This is a genomic window from Nocardia sp. NPDC051990 (genome assembly GCF_040680755.1).
GTDB lineage: Bacteria > Actinomycetota > Actinomycetes > Mycobacteriales > Mycobacteriaceae > Nocardia.
Genome location: NZ_JBFAXH010000010.1, coordinates 110759 through 128608, shown reverse-complemented (window position 1 = coordinate 128608; position 17850 = coordinate 110759). Strand labels below are relative to the sequence as shown.

General features: G+C 65.7%; 15 protein-coding genes and 1 pseudogene. 5 read left to right on the top strand and 11 right to left on the bottom strand.

What is annotated here, in order from left to right:
* Positions 1-32: 32 nt before the first annotated feature.
* Positions 33-629 (top strand): annotated as a pseudogene (locus AB0L63_RS20150) (phosphoribosyltransferase); the annotation flags it as partial.
* Here the strand turns inward: AB0L63_RS20150 and AB0L63_RS20145 are convergent.
* The 4 genes from AB0L63_RS20145 to AB0L63_RS20130 form a co-directional block, all read right to left on the bottom strand.
* Positions 610-1713: a CapA family protein gene (locus AB0L63_RS20145; RefSeq protein ID WP_364502802.1), complete on the bottom strand. Its 1104-nt coding sequence runs from the start codon at positions 1711-1713 to the stop codon at positions 610-612. The pseudogene AB0L63_RS20150 and the gene AB0L63_RS20145 overlap by 20 nt on opposite strands.
* A gap of 591 nt (positions 1714-2304) precedes the next feature.
* Positions 2305-2739, bottom strand: coding sequence for an ester cyclase (locus AB0L63_RS20140; protein ID WP_364502799.1), 435 nt, complete (start codon positions 2737-2739; stop codon positions 2305-2307).
* A 12-nt stretch (positions 2740-2751) separates the two neighbouring features.
* Positions 2752-3648 carry an RNA polymerase sigma factor SigJ gene (gene sigJ, locus AB0L63_RS20135; RefSeq protein ID WP_364502796.1) on the bottom strand — a complete coding sequence of 299 codons (897 nt, stop codon included), beginning with the start codon at positions 3646-3648 and terminating at the stop codon, positions 2752-2754.
* Positions 3645-4829 (bottom strand): FAD-dependent oxidoreductase, encoded by a 1185-nt coding sequence (locus tag AB0L63_RS20130; protein ID WP_364502925.1) that lies wholly within the window; start codon positions 4827-4829, stop codon positions 3645-3647. Before AB0L63_RS20130 ends, sigJ begins: the two co-directional genes overlap by 4 nt.
* 487 nt (positions 4830-5316) lie before the next feature.
* Here AB0L63_RS20130 and AB0L63_RS20125 point away from each other — a divergent pair, with 487 nt between their 5' ends.
* On the top strand, positions 5317-5862 hold the full coding sequence (locus AB0L63_RS20125; protein ID WP_364502793.1) for a hypothetical protein: 546 nt from the start codon (positions 5317-5319) through the stop codon (positions 5860-5862).
* A 112-nt stretch (positions 5863-5974) separates the two neighbouring features.
* Here the strand turns inward: AB0L63_RS20125 and AB0L63_RS20120 are convergent, their stop codons facing one another.
* The gene (locus AB0L63_RS20120; RefSeq protein ID WP_364502790.1) at positions 5975-6778 is read right to left on the bottom strand and encodes a hypothetical protein; all 804 of its coding nucleotides are present in this window, start codon (positions 6776-6778) and stop codon (positions 5975-5977) included.
* Positions 6779-7084: 306 nt separating this feature from the next.
* On the opposite strand from AB0L63_RS20120, the gene AB0L63_RS20115 reads away from it, so the two are divergent.
* The gene (locus AB0L63_RS20115) at positions 7085-8551 is read left to right on the top strand and encodes an MDR family MFS transporter (RefSeq protein ID WP_364502787.1); all 1467 of its coding nucleotides are present in this window, start codon (positions 7085-7087) and stop codon (positions 8549-8551) included.
* Between the two features lie 497 nt (positions 8552-9048).
* Here the strand turns inward: AB0L63_RS20115 and AB0L63_RS20110 are convergent, their stop codons facing one another.
* The gene (locus AB0L63_RS20110; RefSeq protein WP_364502784.1) at positions 9049-9384 is read right to left on the bottom strand and encodes an Lsr2 family protein; all 336 of its coding nucleotides are present in this window, start codon (positions 9382-9384) and stop codon (positions 9049-9051) included.
* Between the two features lie 429 nt (positions 9385-9813).
* On the opposite strand from AB0L63_RS20110, the gene AB0L63_RS20105 reads away from it, so the two are divergent.
* Positions 9814-10626 (top strand): ParA family protein, encoded by an 813-nt coding sequence (locus tag AB0L63_RS20105; protein ID WP_364502781.1) that lies wholly within the window; start codon positions 9814-9816, stop codon positions 10624-10626.
* A 344-nt stretch (positions 10627-10970) separates the two neighbouring features.
* Here AB0L63_RS20105 and AB0L63_RS20100 read toward each other — a convergent pair whose 3' ends face one another.
* Positions 10971-11387, bottom strand: coding sequence for a Rid family hydrolase (locus AB0L63_RS20100; protein ID WP_364502778.1), 417 nt, complete (start codon positions 11385-11387; stop codon positions 10971-10973).
* A gap of 602 nt (positions 11388-11989) precedes the next feature.
* Here AB0L63_RS20100 and AB0L63_RS20095 point away from each other — a divergent pair.
* A complete protein-coding gene (locus AB0L63_RS20095; RefSeq protein WP_364502775.1) occupies positions 11990-13441 on the top strand; it encodes an FAD-dependent monooxygenase in 1452 nt (483 codons plus the stop codon).
* Between the two features lie 435 nt (positions 13442-13876).
* Here AB0L63_RS20095 and AB0L63_RS20090 read toward each other — a convergent pair whose 3' ends face one another.
* From AB0L63_RS20090 to AB0L63_RS20075, 4 genes are read right to left on the bottom strand one after another with little or no spacing between them, the layout of a single operon-like run.
* Complete coding sequence (locus AB0L63_RS20090) at positions 13877-15265, bottom strand: MmgE/PrpD family protein (protein WP_364502772.1); 1389 nt, start codon at positions 15263-15265, stop codon at positions 13877-13879.
* Positions 15266-15309: 44 nt separating this feature from the next.
* Positions 15310-16098, bottom strand: a complete 789-nt coding sequence (locus AB0L63_RS20085) for a cyclase family protein (protein ID WP_364502922.1) — start codon at positions 16096-16098, stop codon at positions 15310-15312.
* A 47-nt stretch (positions 16099-16145) separates the two neighbouring features.
* On the bottom strand, positions 16146-16988 hold the full coding sequence (locus tag AB0L63_RS20080) for a CoA ester lyase (RefSeq protein WP_364502769.1): 843 nt from the start codon (positions 16986-16988) through the stop codon (positions 16146-16148).
* Positions 16985-17779: an IclR family transcriptional regulator gene (locus AB0L63_RS20075; RefSeq protein ID WP_364502766.1), complete on the bottom strand. Its 795-nt coding sequence runs from the start codon at positions 17777-17779 to the stop codon at positions 16985-16987. The genes AB0L63_RS20080 and AB0L63_RS20075 overlap by 4 nt, the downstream gene beginning before the upstream one ends.
* Positions 17780-17850: the final 71 nt, after the last annotated feature.

The window sequence follows — 17850 nt, the reverse complement described above, 5'->3', positions numbered from 1 at the left end:
TTATCGTGTCGTCGGAGTCCGTCCGGCTGACAGGGATACTGGCCGTCCCAGAGACCTCCACCGGTCTGGTCGTCTTCGCGCACGGCAGCGGTAGCGGCCGACACAGTCCGCGGAATCGGCTGGTCGCCGATGTACTGAATCGGGCGGGACTCGCGACCATGCTGGTCGATCTGCTGGACGCCGCCGAGGAGGGTGACCGCGCCCGGGTTTTCGATATCGAGCTGCTCGCTGATCGTCTCGTCGCGGTGACCCGCGGGCTGCGCACGCGATCGGTACTGAGCGGGCTTCCGACAGGATACTTCGGGGCCAGCACCGGTGCCGGTGCCGCACTGTGGGCGGCGACCGAACCCGGCACCGAGATCGCGGCCATCGTGTCCCGTGGCGGCCGCCCTGACCTGGCCGGTCCGCGGTTGGCGCACGTCCGCGCGCCGACGCTGCTCATTGTCGGCGGTAACGACCGGCAGGTGCTGGAACTCAATCGCGCGGCCCAGCTGCGGATGCCGTGTCCGAGCGAGATTGATGTCGTGCCCGGTGCGACGCACCTGTTCGAGGAGCCCGGTGCGCTCGAGCAAGTGGCGGATCTGGCCCGCGACTGGTTCCTTCGCCATCTCAGCGTTGTGCGGTCTTGAACACCACCGGCAGGTCGTCGGGCCGCGGTGCGATCCGGGTACCGAAGTCCTGACTGGTGTGCTCGATCATTTCGCACAGCCATCGAGATTCGTTGCGCGCGGCCGATTCCAGACGCATATGCCGGATCCGCAGTGGAATCAGTCGCGTCCGCATCGCGCCGGGTTCGATGGACACCAGATATAGCAGGCGAAGATCCGGGCGGTACCGCTCATAGCCGCGAATGCCTTCATAGTCATCGATGACGTCCCCGCACCCGTACAGAATCGGTTTGCCCCGGTAGATCTCGATCGGCCGCGGATGGTGTGCGGAATGCCCGTGCACGAGGTCGACTCCGGCGTCGATCAATCGATGGGCGAATTGCCTTTCGCTCAGCGGTACGCTGTAGCCCCAGTTGGGCCCCCAGTGCACGGAGACGATCGTGATATCGTCAGCGCGCTTGAGCGCCAATACTTCTGCGGCCACCTCGTCGGCGGCGCGAATATTCGGTGCATCGCCGATCCACCAGAGCCCCGGCTGATCGTGACGAGCCGCCCAATGATGTGGAACCCCGCTCGACCCCGCACCGACCGAGACGATGACCACGCGCCGTCCGTCATCGAGTTCCGATATTGCCGGGGCTCGGGCGTTGTCGAAATCCACGCCTGCCCCGGCGCGCTGGATGCCCGCGGTATCGAGTGCTGCCACGGTGTCGGCCAGCCCTTGGATACCGAAATCGAGAATGTGATTATTGGCCAGCGCGCAGACGACCGGCGCGATCGCGGTCAACACCGGCACATTGTCCGGGTGCATGCGGTAGTGGATGCCCTTGACGGGCGCGAACGCGCCATCGGCGGTGATCGCGGTTTCCAGATTGATCAGTCGCACCTGCGGGGCGAGCTGAGCAAGAATCGGCAGGACGTCACCCCATGGATGACGGAAGTCCACGGGACGGGTGAATTCACCGTTTATTCGCTCCGCGAGTTCCGCATACGTCCGCGCATCTTCGACATACCGTTCGTGCAGCGTCGGATCACCGGGGTGCGGGAGGATCTGATCCACACCCCGGCCGAGCATGACGTCGCCGCCCAGCAGCACTGTCGCCATACACCCATTGTCGATCATTTCCGGCACATCGTTGAATGCGTGGCGTCGCACTTCTGTGGGTGTGGCTGCAACGGGCTGGGTGTGCCGCTGGATGCCGCAGGTCGCGTCGGCGGACGGTGCGCAAGCCGCACGCCGGACCGACGCTTTCACCTTCCAACAGGTACTGCGGGCCGATGAGCACGCAGGACTGTCACCCAGAATTTCGCGACACAGTTTGCGGCGTCAAAGACGCGAATCATCCCGCAGCTCAGCACATTTCGTCCTGCGACCGTGGCCGCCGTCGAGTTGGAGACCCGCACGAATCGGCCGCGCCGACTAGGGCGTGTGTCGCAGTGGGCGGGCCACGGGCCCGCCCACTGCGCCTTGGTGGCGGAGCCATTGGTTGATAGCGGCGATGTGGATTGTGGCGAGGTAGCGGACGGCGAGTTTGGCCACTTCGTCGTGCGTCATCGCCCGGCAGCGATCCGGACGACCGGTCGTAACCGGCCTACCAGGGGTCACTGTCCAGGGGCGCAGGACATATTTCAGAAAACAGCAGGTGGGCTGGCACCGCTGCACGGTGCTAGCCCACCTGCTACTTCGACACACGCTCTAGGTGGGGATGGCGCCGAGTTGTTTCAGCTGTGCGAAGACGTCGACGACGCCCCAGATCTCGGCGATTCGACTGTTGGCGAAGCGGACGATGAAGATCTCGTTGTAGGTGACGGATTTGCCAGTCGGTGGCAGGCCGCGGTACTCGCCCTGGTGGGTTCCGGTGACCGTGTTTCGGAAGACGACCTTGTCGCCCTCGGCGATCACATCCTCGACCGTGACGTGAACGTCGGGGAAGGCGCGAAGGAGCACCGCCCACACATTCTTCAATGCCTGCGCCCCCGTCGCGCCCATCGGCACTGGTGCGTGGAACAGGAAGTCCGGCTCGATGACCTCGTCGATCGTCCTCGCGATGACCTCCGCATCGCCGCTGTTGACGGCATCGTGGATGCGGCTGAATGCCGCTTTGTTGCTTGTTGCTGGATCCGTTGACATGTGATTTCTCCTCTACCTGCTGATCCGGCGCGGAACCGCCACCGTGACGAGTTTGTCCGGGTTGCGGATGGCGTAGAAGTTGGTGATCTTGTCGTCGATAATTTCGATCAGGAAGACGCCTTCCAGCTGGTCGCCGCCGTAGACGGCCATGGCGGGCGTGTTGTTGCAGTTGACCATCTCGGTCCGCAGGTTCGGCGTCCTGCTCGCCTTGTGGAACAGCTCTATGAGGCATCGGGCCACCTTCTCCGCGCCAACCACCGGCCGGCGCACCGCAACGGCCTTGCCGCCGCTGTCGGCGGTCCAGGTGGCGTCTGGAGCGAGGAGCGAGAGCAATCGTTCCGTGTCACCGGTGGCCGCCGCTGTCATGAACTGCTCGGTGATCTGCGTGATCTTCGGCGCGTCGACGGGCTCGAAGCGTTTACGCCGTGCCTGCACGTGCTCGCGGGCCCGGTGCGCTACCTGACGCACCGTCAGCACAGATTTGCCCACCGCTGCGGCGATATCGGCGTAGTCGAAGCCGAACACCTCGCGCAGCACGAATACCGCACGCTCGTCGGGAGTGAGTGTCTCCAGCAACACGAGCATCGCCATCGACACCGATTCGGCGAGCACAACGTCAGCCGATGCGTCGTGCTCGTCGATCAACAGCGGCTCGGGCAGCCACGGGCCGATGTAGTCCTCGCGTCGGCGCGCGCCGGCCCGCACTGTGTTGAGCGCTTGATGGGTCACCAGCTTGGCCAGGTACGACTTGGTATCGCGCACCGTCGTCAGGTCCACCTCGGCCCACCGCAGATAGCTGTCCTGCAGCACGTCGTCGGATTCGGTTGCCGAGCCGAGGATTTCGTAGACGATGGTGAACAGCAGCGGTCGCAGCACGGTGAACCGGTCGGCATGCTCGTCGGTCGTCATGCGGCCGCGACCACCGGTGTCGCGGACGTCGGCTGCGCGGGACGCGGGCCGCCCTTGGGCCAGATCAGGGAACCCGGCTTGCGGGCCTCGCGACGGATCTTTCCTAGCCCGATCTTGCAGGTCACCTCCTTGATCCGCGCGCCCATGCGGCCGCCGATGTAGACGTTTACCGAAGTGTCGTCTCTGCGGGCGAGCTGTCGGATGCCGACACGCCGACCGAGGCTGATGCACGACCCGATGATGGCAAGGTTGATCACTGCGGGTTCGGTCCCCGCGATGTGGCTCAGCACGGTGTTGGCAGCCTGCGCCCCGAGTGCCCCGGCGGCCTGACTACTCATCCGCAGCGGCTGTCCCGACGGCGCGGCAGCGTCGCCCGTCGCCACGATGCGGTCGTCGTCGATACTGGTCAGCGTCTCGTCGGTGAGTAGCCGGCCGAGCATGTCGGTCCGCAGCCCGCTCTCGGCGGCCAATCGCGGTACGCCGAAACCTGTTGTCCAGATGGTGAGTGCGCTCGGCCGCACCGTACCGGAGGCGAAGACGATCGCGTCCGACCGGACCTCGGTCACCAAATCGCTCTCGAACACGGCAACACCGTGCCGGGACAGCCATTTGGCGACGTACCGGCGTCCCGGCGCGCTGAGTGACGGCATCAGGGTTGCGCCGCACACCAGCGTGACCGTTCGTCCTTGTTCGGCCAGTTCGGCGGCTGTCTCGATGCCGGTCGGTCCGCCGCCGACCACGGTGACCGGAACATTGAGGGGTAACTCCTCCAGCTGGGCGCGCAGCCGCTGCGCGGACTCGAATTCGCCGATGGGGAAAGCGAACTCGGCCGCGCCGGGGACGGATGGTATCGCCGCGGTGCTGCCGACCGCGTAGATGACGTGGTCGTAATCCAGTGCGCGACCCGACGCCAGCCGCACCCTACGGGTCGCGGTGTCGATGCGGGTGGCGCTGTCGACGACCAACTGGATGCCTTCGCCGAGCAGCGTGCTGTAGTCGACCATCGCGTCGCCGGTGCCGGCGACGAACTGGTGCAACCGGATTCGATCGACGAAATTCGGGCGGGGATTGACGAGCGTGATGTCGATATCGGTGCGCATCCGCAGATGGTTGGCCGCGAGTGTTCCAGCGTAACCACCGCCGATGACTACGACTTTATGGCGTGTGTGGTGTTCGGTCATGCCCTCGAGACACCGCTGCTCGCCGAAATATGACACGATATGAAGTGATGTACGTCACTGGGATGCGGGTGGAATGACCCAGCATCGGCGATGTCGGCGACCCGGTACGACCGCCGTGGACATCGATGACAGTTCCATGGACGAAGGTCGCATCGTCGGAGGCGAGGTAGGTGGCGATGGTGTCGGGGTGGCCGGATCGTCCGGCCGGGGTGCCGTGCATGAGTGCGTCGGCAGGGTATTCGACCGTGAGGTCCCAATCGGGGCTGGGATGACTCCCGATGAGATGGTGATGCCGGACATGTTGGGCGACAACATGATCGGCAGGCGTCCTTGTCGAAGCGCAGCCGTGATTGTAGACCGCGGGGGTTGTGCCCCGGACGGTACTATTACCTTTCGATCACTTTTGTGGTCGACTGAATCACGTGGCCCGGCACGGGCTTTCGGGGACGTGTCGGCGCGCGATAGCCGATGAAATGTGGGGAAAACCATGAGCGCTACCAAGTTCGCCGCCACCGCCCTGCTCGCGATCGGTGCGACCGGCATCACCGCGGGCGCAGTGCATGCACAGCCGGTTGCAACGGATGTCACCGTGCAGGCAACCGAGCACGGCATCAACTTCGTCACCGCACCGACAGCAGATCGTCGAGGAGTCAGCACCACCGTCGAGGCCGGACGGTTCACCGTTGCCGCCGATGCGCTTTCGGTCACCCTTACCGACGCCGCGGGCAATGCGGTGACCTCGATACCACTGGGACTGCAGACGGCGGCCGGGACCGTCGCTCTCGCGCCGGAGATCGCCAACGACGGCCGAACCCTCACCCTCACCGCGCAATCCGACACCACGCGGACCGCGCAGGCAATCGATGAAGCCTCCGACACGATCGCCCGCAAGCAGTACAACGCCGGTATCGGTGCGCTCATCGGCGCCGGTATCGGCGCGGTGATCGGCTTCTTCCTCGGCGGCGTCGGTGCCCTCGTCACCGTCCCGATAGGTGCCGGCATCGGTGCCCTGATCGGCTACTCCACCCCCTGATTCCGGGGCACAACCATTGCGGAGTCCCTGTGTGCCGATAAGGAAGCAGCGGCGCACGGGGGCTCGCGTCTTTTCGCCCGCTTTCGATATTCGTGTACTCCGTGCCGAGTAGCTACTTGTCGGCTGGGGGTTGCAGGCTGATGCGGTCAGCGAGGGCGTCGACGGCGTCCGCGTCGGCGTACGCCTCGGTGGTCAGTTCGAGGAATGCGGCCCACCGGTTGATGCGTGGCGTCCAGCGTTGGATGAAGGCGTGGGCATGTTCGAACTCGCCTCGCGTGCCGCTTATTCGTGCCCGCGCCGCTGCCTCGGTGGCGGCTTGGACGGTGTTCTGGGCCAATGCCAATTGTTCGCGGCAGTGGTCGGCGTCGGGGACTTCCTCGCGCACGGTGTCGGCTTCGACGCGCAGGTTGAGGATGAGTCCGGCGAGTCGGGGATCGGCTGGTCCCGACCGTGGGGCAGCGGTGCCCGCGGCGATGGCCTTATCGCGGCGTTCGCGCCGCCGCCGCTCCCGTTTCTCGGCCAACGCCACTTGTTTACGGTGGCTTTCGGTGTCCGCGACGGTGACTACGGGAAAGGTCAATGTTGCTGTCGCCGAGAGCTTTTCGGCGCCGTTGCCGTCCCGGACCTGCATGCTGACCTGGTCCAGCGGCGGGGCAGGGTCGGGTTCGTCCTCGAGCCGGGCGTCGAGCACCGCGTTTCGGTATTCGATCATGATGTCGGCGACGACCCGGTCGAGCACCGCGGTGCCGACCTCGACATGGTTACTGCATGTGCGGCCGGTGCAGTCATCGGGAGTTCCGAATTCGCCGTCACCGGAGTCGACAATGGACTCCCCGGCTGGACCGCTGCCGACAATCTCCCAGCTATAGGTGTTGGATTGCGCTACCTCGGATCGCTCTACACAGTCCTCGGACATGGCCTGACCGTACTTCATCAAGGCACCGCGAACCAGGTTGTTCTCCGAAGCGGTCCGAACGCGTGCATCGCCGCACAATGAAATTCATCGGAGGGGCCGGTACATGCCATGTTCTCATCAGTGCGCGTGCGATGGGCGCGCATGTCGATGGGTGGAAGAGCGGCCGAACTTGTCGGTGGCGTCCGCAATACTGTCACGTGCCGATGAATTCGAGCCGCCGGTCCCGTCTGAATCACTGTGGCGCGATCCGATGACTTGACAACAAGCCACACCTATCCCTGTCGACATGCTCTGGAGGTACACCCGATGTCAGCCGAACTTTCCGCCCCCGCTTCGGGAGGGCGGACGCCGACCGTCATCCGGGTGCTGGTACTCGCCACCTTCGTGGTGATCCTGAACGAGACCATCATGATCAACGCGATCCCGCGTCTGATGGCGGATCTCGAGGTCACCGAGCGGGCGGCACAGTGGGTGTCCACCGCATTCATGTTGACGATGGCCGCCGTGATCCCGACCACCGGCTGGTTCCTGCAACGGGTTTCGACCAGACGGGCCTATGCCGTGGCGATGGGGGTCTTCCTGGCCGGTACCGCACTGTCGGCCGTCGCGCCGTCGTTCGCCGTGCTGCTGCTCGGACGGATCATTCAGGCCGGCGGCACCGCGGTAATGATGCCGCTGCTGATGACCACACTCATGACCGTGGTGCCCGAGCAGGATCGCGGCCGGGTGATGGGCAATGTCACCCTGGCCATTTCGGTCGCGCCCGCTCTCGGCCCGGTGGTCTCCGGGATGGTGCTGCAGATCGGTTCGTGGCGTTGGCTTTTCGTGCTGGTACTACCGATCACAGCGGTCGTCACCTGGCTGGGCCTGCGTCGGCTGGAGAATATCGGTGAACCGCAAGCCGGGGCGATCGACTGGTCGAGTGTGGTGCTGGCCGCGCTCGGATTCGGTGGGCTGGTGTTCGGGCTCAGCCGGTTCGAGAGCGACGACCTCACCAGCCCGGCCCTGATCGTCGGGGCGGGTTCGGCCCTCATTGCGCTGTTCGTATTCCGTCAGCTGCGCCTGCAGCGCAACGGCACCCCGCTGCTGGATCTGCGGGTCCTGCTGTCCGGCACCTACGCGAAGGCGCTGGTGTTGATGTCGATCGCGTTCATGTCGATGCTCGGTTCGATGATTCTGTTGCCGCTGTACCTGCAGAACATCCGTGGTCTGAACCCATTGCAGACCGGCCTGCTGGTGATGCCGGGTGGGTTGGCGATGGGTCTGCTCGGACCGATAGTCGGCCGCCTGTTCGACCGGTTCGGCGGGCGCGTACTGGTGATTCCCGGGTCGGTCGGGATCGCCGCGGCGCTGGCCGGATTCACCCAGATCTCGATGTCCATGCCGTACTGGCAGCTGCTGGCCCTGCATATCCTGCTGATGGTGTCGCTGGCCACCACCTTCACCCCGGTCTTTACCCTCGGCCTCGGTGCGCTCCCGCAGCAGCTGTACTCGCACGGCAGCTCCATGCTCGGCACCCTGCAACAGGTTGCGGCAGCCTTTGGCACCGCCCTGGTGGTGACGGTGATGTCGGCCCGCAGCTCCGGACTTGTTGCCGACGGCATCGACCCGATCACCGCGCACCTCGACGGCATGCGCCTGGCCTTCCTGGTCTCCGCCGCCCTGGCACTGATCGTGATCGCCGCGGCGGTGCTCCTGCCGGGCCGAGCGCCGGCCGTTCCGGAGGAGGCCGACGAACTCGACACCGCAATCCCCGAATTGGTCAAGAGCTGACCACAATTCGGCACGACGAAACCCCTGGCTGCATTCGCTGGGTCAGGGGTTTGGTATCTCCGATCGAACGCCGATCGGTTCCTCGCCAATCCGCTCGTCGCCCTGGTCGGCGGTGTCTGAACGGGCACGACGATTCATGCACGATTTCCGCAGTTGGGTTCGGTTCGGAATACTGCCCACAGACGCGGAAGCCGGTCGTTGCTCGCGGCAACCCGATTCGCTGGCAGTGCTCGACGAGCGGTGCGAGGCGTCACCTTCCGGCGTCGCGGACGCGGTTACAGCGTGCCTGAAAACCCTTTCAGCATTTCCAGGCACCCATCCTTCTCGGATGTCCTCCGTGCGCACCACGAGACTGCGCACCTCGGTTTCCGGCCAGTGCTGTTGGCGTCCACGGACATTGGTCACCGGGGTCGCGCTCAGAGCCCCCGGACCCGAGGCAGCGCCCCGAATAGACGGTAGCCTGCCAGTGGGCACCGACAAGGTGCTCAGACGCCTTCCTAGGCGTTGGCCTTCTCGTACGCCTGGGCTACTTCTGCTGAAATCCGTCCGCGGGCAGATACCGCGATGCCTTTCGCGCGGGCCCAGTCGCGAATGGCGACGGTGCGGGCGCGGTCGTTCGCCGTGCGCGCGGGCTGGCTCTTGCCCCGAGCCGCGCGGCCGATTTTGCGCGCGTTCGAGGTCCATGGCTCGAAGATGTCACGCAGTTGGCCGGCATTGTCGGTGGATAGGTCGATTTCGTATTCGACGCCGTCGAGGGCGAAGGTCACTGTTTCCTCGGCAGGGGATTTGCCGTCGTAGTCATCGACGAGCGTCACAACGACCTTGCGTGCCATGGGCATTCCTTTTCGTGGGTGGACAGCGGGCAGAGGATCGTGAGCAGAGGATCGTGATCATAACGAGCGTCCGCACAACGATCGAAGCTGCCCCGAATCGGCGATCGCGAACCAGTTGTTCGGATGCGGCGCGGTGGTGTCCGTGCCGCATGGTGTCCCGGCGGTAGCGGACAAATTGCCCAACCCGAATGTGCGCACTTGTCGGGATTCGTTCCAGACGAAACGGTTTCGACCAAGCGGTCGGTTCAGTGAACTGTCAGCGATCCACACGTTGATCGCTGGTGAACAAGGGATCATTCGGGGTTTATTGCTCAATACCGGCCGGAACCGCTAGCCTGGCGACATGGTGGCAAACGACCTGCGGCGAGTTGACCTGCCTGGCAATCGGAGTGGCTCCGGGGTGGAGACAAGCCGAAGCGTTTGCCAATCGTGAGTGCGGTCAACGCCTCCGAACCCTCGGCGCCCCGCACCGAAGCGCAGATCATTGCCCTGTGCAATCAGAAAGGCGGCGTCGGCAAAACCACCTCGACCATCAATCTGGGTGCTGCGCTCGCGGAATGCGGGCGGCGAGTGCTGCTGGTCGACCTCGATCCACAGGGCGCGTTGTCCGCAGGGTTGGGCGCGGTGCTGAATGACTTGCGACCGACGGTATATGACCTGCTCGGGGGGTCGCCATCGCAGATCGACGAGGTGCTGATCAGGACTCGCGTCGACAACGTCGATCTCCTGCCGAGCAATATCGACTTGTCCGCGGCGGAGATTCGGTTGGTACACGAGGTCGGCCGGGAACATTCGCTGCGGCGGGTACTCGACCCGATTCGGGACCGCTACGACTACATACTCATCGACTGTCAGCCGTCCTTGAGCCTGCTCACCGTGAACGCGCTGGCCTGCGCGGACGGAGTGATCGTCCCGATGGAGTGCGAGTTCTTCTCGCTGCGCGGGGTCGCACTGCTCACCGACACCATGGACAAGGTTCGGGACCGGCTGAACCCGGGGCTGAGCCTGTTCGGAATCGTCGTCACGATGTTCGATCAGCGCCTGCTGCACTCGCGTCAGGTATTGGCCCGGGTCGCCCAGGTTTTCGGCGACCGGGTCTACGACACGGTGATCTCACGGACGGTCCGCTTTCCCGACGCCACCGTTGCCGGTGAACCCATCACCACCTGGGCACCCAGATCCGCTGGCGCCGAGCAATACCGGGCTCTGGCCCGCGAGGTCATCCATCGGTCCGGCCGCTGACGCCACTGCTATTCCTCGGATTCGTAGTTGCCCATCACCCGAGGTGTACGCGACGTAGGTGACGTGGATGCTCGAGGTCTACAGGCTCTGGAACGCCTTGTGCCGTCCTAGTTGTCGCATCAGATGGTGGGCTTGTGGGGAGTCTCGGTAGTGGCCGAGCGCGGGCTTGATGTACGCGACGAAGCACGCGGCTTCTGTCGGCCAATCGGCGAGGACGGACTGTGCGATGGACCGAACCGAGGCGCAATGTATCTCGTGAACGAAGGTGTGAGAGTCGGGACCTGGTCAGACTCGAACGGTTTCCTCAGCGGTGGTGCCACTTGTGTGGGGCCGCGGCGGGCTGCTCAGTCGCGGGTATCGCGGACAGCGGCTATTGCCTCGATCTCGACGAGCTGGTCATCGTAGCCGAGTACGGTCACACCGAGTAGTGTGCTCGGAACATCGTGCGCGCCGAAGGCATCTCGCACGACCTCCCAGGCCGATACGAGATCCGCCTGGGCCGCCGAGGCCACCAGAACGCGGGTGCTGATCACATCCTCGAGGGAGGCACCTGCTTCCTCTAGAGCGATGCGCATGTTCTCGACCGCCTTGGTGGCTTGCCCGGCGTAGTCGCCGATCGCTGCGGTCGTACCGTCGGAGTTCAGCGGGCAGGCGCCGGCGAGGAAGATCAACCTCGAGTCGGCGGGAGCCGTGGCGGCATAGGCGTACTCGGCCACATCGGACAACGCATTCGATCGGATCAGGGTTACTGCCCGCGGCATAGCGCGCACGACCTTTCAAGACGAAGTTCGTTTCCACAGCCAGGGTATCGGGGTCTGGCACCGGCCTTGCGGAACCGAGCCCTGTGCGACCAGGCCATGCGGGCAGACGACCGTCTCGCAGCAATGTGCCAAGACAACCAGGGAGCGCCGACGACCTTCTGGTACCGATGGCCCGACCAAGTGAGCTGTCGGGAAACCGATCAATTCTCAGCACCTGGGCAACGCAAGCGGAAGTGCGACCTTTGCCGGAAAGTGGCGGGAAATCTTCTGCGTTATTTGGCGGCCAGTGGTTGGTCGTCGCCGAACAGCGGAAGCTGCGGCGATGCAGAGATGCGCCCACCGATCTTGCGCAGGAACCGCACGCAAGTGGCCTCCGCCCATGTCGGCTCCAAACGCTGTGGGCGACCACCCGGTCACTTCGGTGTGGCACAACCATTGGTGACGTTCTCGTCCGAGCGGGGGAGATGCCTCGGGCCGGATCCTCCAAGCAAGGGCCATGCATCTCCTTGCCACTTCCAACGTACAGCCCAACGGGGGGCTTGCGGCAAGGCCCCCCACGTGCCTCATACTGCCCGTCCGGTGCCGAAACGAGCGAGGTCGAGATGCACGATGTGGTGATCGTCGGGAGTGGGCCGACGGGGATGATGCTGGCTGGCGAGCTGCGGCTGGCGGGGGTGGACGTCGTCGTTCTCGAGCGGCGCGAGTCCCAGGGCCTGGCGGGCTCGCGCGGTGGCGGAATCCACGCCCGCACGATTGAGCTGCTCGACCAGCGCGGAATCGCCGACCGGTTCCTCGCCGAGGGCAAAACGATGCATGCGGCCACATTCGGCAGCACAAGGCTCGACCTGAGCGGCCTGCCCACGCGCCATCCGTACACGCTAGCGCTGTTCCAGAATCACATCGAGCGGCTCCTGCTCCGGTGGGTTGAGGAGCTGGGGGTGCCGATCCGGCGCAGCGCTGAGGTCACCGGCATCGTGCCGGACGACGAGGGCGTCGATGTTCGGCTCGCCTCCAGCGGGTCGCTACGGGCTCGGTACGTGGTGGGCGCGGACGGTGGGCGCAGCGTCGTGCGGCGCGAGGCCGGCATCGAGTTCGTGGGCCCGGACGCAACGCGCAGCAGCCTGATCGCCGAGGTGGAGGTGACCGAGGAGCTGCCGCAGACCGGAAAGGTCGACGAGCGCGGCATCCATGGGCTGCACCCGATGGGCGACGGCACGGTGCGGGTGGTGCTGACCGAGGCCGAGCTGGGTCCGATCACCGAGCCCACGCTGGAGGAGCTGCGGCGAGGGTTGATCGGGGTGTTCGGCACAGACTTCGGCGTGCACAGCCCCAGGTGGTTGTCGCGGTTCACCGACGCCACGCGGCAGGCCGCGTCCTATCGCGAGGGCCGGGTGTTGCTGGCCGGCGACGCAGCGCACGTGCACTCGCCCACGGGTGGACTCGGTATCGGCCTGGGGGTGCAGGACGCCGTCAACCTCGGCTGGAAGCTCGGGCAAGTAGTGCGAGGCGTCTCTGGCGAGGAACTGCTCGACACCTACCACGCGGAGCGGCACCCGGCCGGGGCGCGGGCGCTGAAGTACACGATGGCGCAGTCGCTGTTCCAAAAGGCCGACCCGAGGCAGGAGGCGCTGCGCGACCTGCTCGACGAGCTACTAGGCCTCGACGGCACGAGCACACTGGTCACGGCGCTGATCACCGGGCTTGACGTGGCCTACGACCTGGGCGCGGGACACCCGCTGCTGGGACGCCGGATGCCGGACCTCAACATCGTCACCCCCGATGGCCCGGTGCGAGTGTTCGAGCTGTCACACCAGGCCCGGCCGATGCTGCTGAAGTTCGGTGGGCCGTGGCTGGACGCCGGCGCCTGGACCGACCGGGTTCAGCACGTGTTAGCGACCTACAACGGCGCGTGGGAGCTGCCGGTGGTGGGCGAGGTGGCCGCGCCAACGGCCGTCCTGGTGCGCCCCGACGGCCACGTGGCGTGGGTCGGCGAGGACTCAGCTGAGGGGCTCACCGAGGCGCTGACCACCTGGTGCGGCGCGGCGAGGCGTTAGAGCGCTTGCCGACGTGCGGCAGTTTCGCGTTCACGAATCGCATAGCGACATCATGACCAAACCCCTGCACGAAACGTGTTGTATGCGTGGCGAATAGGAACGAGCGCTGCCATGCAGCATCGCGCGATGACCTGGGTGAGCAACAGGCGATCGGCTTGTTCGGCTCGGATCGATCGCAGCCCAATACTTCGGCCTGCCTCGCGATCGGACCATCATCATGGGCGCCCGCATCGACGTCTGATGTCCGAACTCGGCCGGCAGGCAGTACCTCGCTGTGTCGGAAAGCACTGCACGACAAAGACATTCCCCGAATATTCCAGCTGTTGGACGCCTTGCCCGAGCTGCGCGATGTAGTACCGGCCGACGAAATGGCTTGGCGGTCAGGGCCCTTCCACTGGGCCCTGACCCGCCCACGAGCCTTCGGAGTCGAGAACGTCAGCTGCGGACGAGCAACATCAGATTACCGAGCGATTCGGCAGATCCGAGCCCGAGGGCCTGCTCGGCGACGGCGCGTGCCACCGTCGGGGTCAGTCGCTGTTCGACGTTGAGATCGAATTTCAGGGTGAGCTCGGCATCGGACAGCGGATTCTCGGGCCCCCCACGGTTGTGGTCGATCCGAGCCTCACGCCATACACCGTCGCGGGTACGTACCCGCAGGACGGCGGGGAACTGATGGGGATAGAGCTCATCGCAACGGTTGTCGCTGCGACAGACCACGAGCGACGCCAGCGCGAGTGTACGCGGATCCCGCGCCGCCTCATCGGTGAAGTCGGCGTGACCCACTCCGAGTCCCGATCCGCCGAGCAGTGCCCGCGCCACAGTAAACGGGCCCGAGAAAGCCGCGTGATATCCCGACTCCGGCGCGGCCTTCGCCGCCGCGGGTTCCGCGATCGTGCGCAGCACCGGCTTCGGTACCCCGAGTTCGATTTCCACGATCTCGTCGGGGTCCAGTCCATCACGTCGAAGCGCGCATGCGGCATCGATTCCGGCATGGGTGAAGTGGTTGCACGGATAGGGTTTGAAGAATATGCGGGGCAATTCCCAACGCTCACCCAGCTTTTCGATCACCTTCGCCACATCGGCCCGGTCACCGCAGAATGCGTGCAGGAAACCGAATCTGCCTTCGATGACCGTCGGGGGACCGGTGAGCCCGTGCCGGGCGAGTTCCGCGGCGGTCACGCCAGAATGCGCCGCCCAGCCGCAGTGCGCCCGCTTGACCGTACCGCCGGTGCGATTCGCCTCGAGCAATCCCGCACCGAAGCTGGCGGCAATGCCCATCGCGTCCGCGATGCCCTCGGTGTCCAGACCGTACAGCATCGCGGCCGCGGCGGCGGAGCCGATCGCGCCGCAGATCGAAGTCGCGTGCTGGCCGCGTTCGAAGAATTCGGAATTGCCGAGTTCTTCGTCGTAGCCGCCCATACCCAGGCGCACCGCGATCTCGATGCCGACACCCGCTGCGTCGAGGACCGCGGCCCCCGACGCGGCGGTTGCCTCACCGACTGCGAGCGCCGTGGGAACGACCGACGCGGATGGATGCAACACCGAGGGCAGATGGGTGTCGTCGAAGTCCATCGAGTGCGCGAGTGTGCCGTTCACCAGGGCAGCTGTCGTCGCGGGGAACCGGTCGCCGGTGCCGATGCCGGTAGCCGCGTCCATACCGGCCCAGCCACGGGCCACCGCGGTGACGGCACGCGCGGACGGCTGTCCCTGTGCGGCGAGACAGTTGCCGAGCACATCGAGGACCCGGCGTGCGACGTCGGTGCGTAGTTCCTCGCCGAGCCCGGCGCTGCGGGCGCGGTCGGCCAACGCGGCGAGACGACCCACGACTGTCCCCTGCACATCGTGTCGGGATGTGCTGTCCGGGCCGCTCATTCGGCCACCACCGCCACGGGGCGAACCGGGGATCCGGTTCCACCGGTGATGCGCAAGGGAGCCATCACGAAGGTGAACTCGGTGAGGCCATGCTCGCTCGCCGCTTCGAGGTTCAGGTGTTCGATGATGTGGATCCCGTTCTCTACGAGCAAGATGCGATGCACCGGAAGTACGCTGTGCCCCTTGCCCGCGGGAACGTGCTCGAACGCGGTGGTATCCGCGCCCGCGGCCACGATGCCCGCCTCGGCGAGCCAGCGCGCCGCCCCGACATCGGCCCCGGGAACACCATCTTGCTGTCCGAGATAGCGCTCGGGGTCATCGAAATGCCGGGCCCAGCCGGTGCGGATGAGCACGACATCCCCGCGTCGCGGAGCAATACCCGCAGCATCGGCGGCGTCACGCAGATCCCGCTCGGTGACGGCGCGACCAGCGTCGAGGGCCTCGACCCCGTGGACGCGCGCCACATCGAGGAGCAGGCCGCGACGTAGCAGGAACGGTATGGCTTCCGCGCCCAGTTCCGAGAACCGTCCTCCCCGTTGCGCCTCTTCGGCGTCGATACCGCCGTGCAGCTTGCCCTCGTGGCTGACGTGCGAGAGGGCGTCCACGTGCGTACCGACGTGCCCGCCGGTCACGATGATTTCGTTGGATGCCGATCCGCCGTCCGGACGGACCATATCGCCATGCCTACGGATCAAGGTCATCCGGAACCCGGGATGGTTGGGTGAGCACGGCATTCCCGTTGTGTGGGGGTGTCCGAGCTCGACGATGTCGACTTCGGTGTCCATCACGGCGTTCAACAGTGCGTCCGGTCCGGTGGTGGTGGTGCGTCCGGTCATGTTTTCCCTCCTCGTGCTGCTGTGACGTCTGCTCTCTCGAGGACAATGCGCGCATTCGCGACGACGGCGGGATCGATGAAGTGGCCATTCTCATCGGCTACGGCTGTCTCGCCCGCCGCCATGGCGGCGGTCGCATGGTCCACAATCCGTTGCGCCCTGCGCTGTTCGTCCGGCGACGGTGTATAGGCCTCGTTGACGATGTCGATCTGGTTCGGGTGCACGACGGACCGCCCGAAAAACCCCTGTGCGCGTCCGGCACGGGAAGTCTCGGCCAAGCCCGCAAGGTCATCGATGGCGGTCCAGACACTCTGCACCGGCGAAGACAGCCCGGCAGACCGTGCCGCGGCCACGATCCAGCCACGAGCCCACGCCAACCCACTCGGCTCGGTGCGCATATCGGCCGCAAGGTCGGCCTCGCCGAGCGCGATGCCCGTCACTTGCCGATGACACAGCGCGATCTGGGGTGCTGCGAGGAGTCCCGCCGCGGATTCGACGATGACATGCACATCGCATGTGAGCCGGTTCGCCGTTGCCGCTACCGACTCCGGGTCCTCGGCTTTGGGCAGCCGGATACCGGTGGGCGCGGTGTCGACCGAAGCCAGTGCATGAAGCTCATGGTCCAGCCATTCGGACCCGATGGCATTGAGCCGCAACCAGATTTCCCGGTCCCGCGCCGCCGCACGCAGGGCATCGAGCGCATTGGTCAACGCGCGGTCCTTCGCTCCGACCGGGACGGCGTCCTCGAGATCGATGACGACCGCATCGGCGGCGCTGTCGAGCGCTTTGCCTACGCGGTCGGCGCGATGTCCGGGTACATACAGCCAGCTACGTGGGATCACATTGCCTCCGTAACGCCCGAGCCCGCCGTCCGATACCCGAGGGCGCGTGAGACCCGCTGGGCTGCCTCGACGAGTGGGGCTTCGTAACGGGCACACGCCTCGTCGGTCATTCGAAAGCTGGGGCCGCACACCGAGACCGATCCGATAACGGAACCGTCGGCTCCGAATACTGGGGCGGCGATGGATCCGGCCCCCTCCTGCCGCTCTCCGGTCGATCGGCACACGCCTCGCTCGCGCGCCGCACGCAGTTCCGTGCGCAAGGCGACCGGGTCGACGATCGTGGTCGCGGTCATCCGAGGAAGCGGCCGGGACAGGAGATCGTCCTGTTCCTCCTCGGACAGATACGCCAGAATGATGCGCCCCGACGAGCCGCTGTGCAGATCGAACCGCCTGCCGAGTTCCACTGTCATCTTGATTTCCTGAGTGCTCTCGACCTGGTCGAGATAGACCCGCCCTCCTGGCAGCCGCCCGGAGACGGTCACCGTCTCATTCGTGGCTCGTTGCAGATCCACCAAGGCCTCGCGGGCCATCCGCCGCAGCGGTGACACATCCAGGGCCCGCGCGCCCAGTGTCGCGGCCGCCGGACCGAGCAGGTACCGCCGCGTCGAGGGCTCGTAGAGCAAGAGGCCGCATTCGACGAAAGTCGTCAGAATGCGGTGGGCGACCGCCTTGGACACACCCGTCGCGCGTGCGATCTCCGAGACACCGAGTGCATTCGACCGGCGGCCGAATTCGAGCAGAATATCCGCTGCCCGCGCGGCGGATGTGGTGCCTCCACTGGAGGAGTCCATCGTGGCTCCGTTCTCCGAAATCCGTTGTTCTCCGAAATCCGTTCGTTGATCCCACGGCCACGCATGTGACG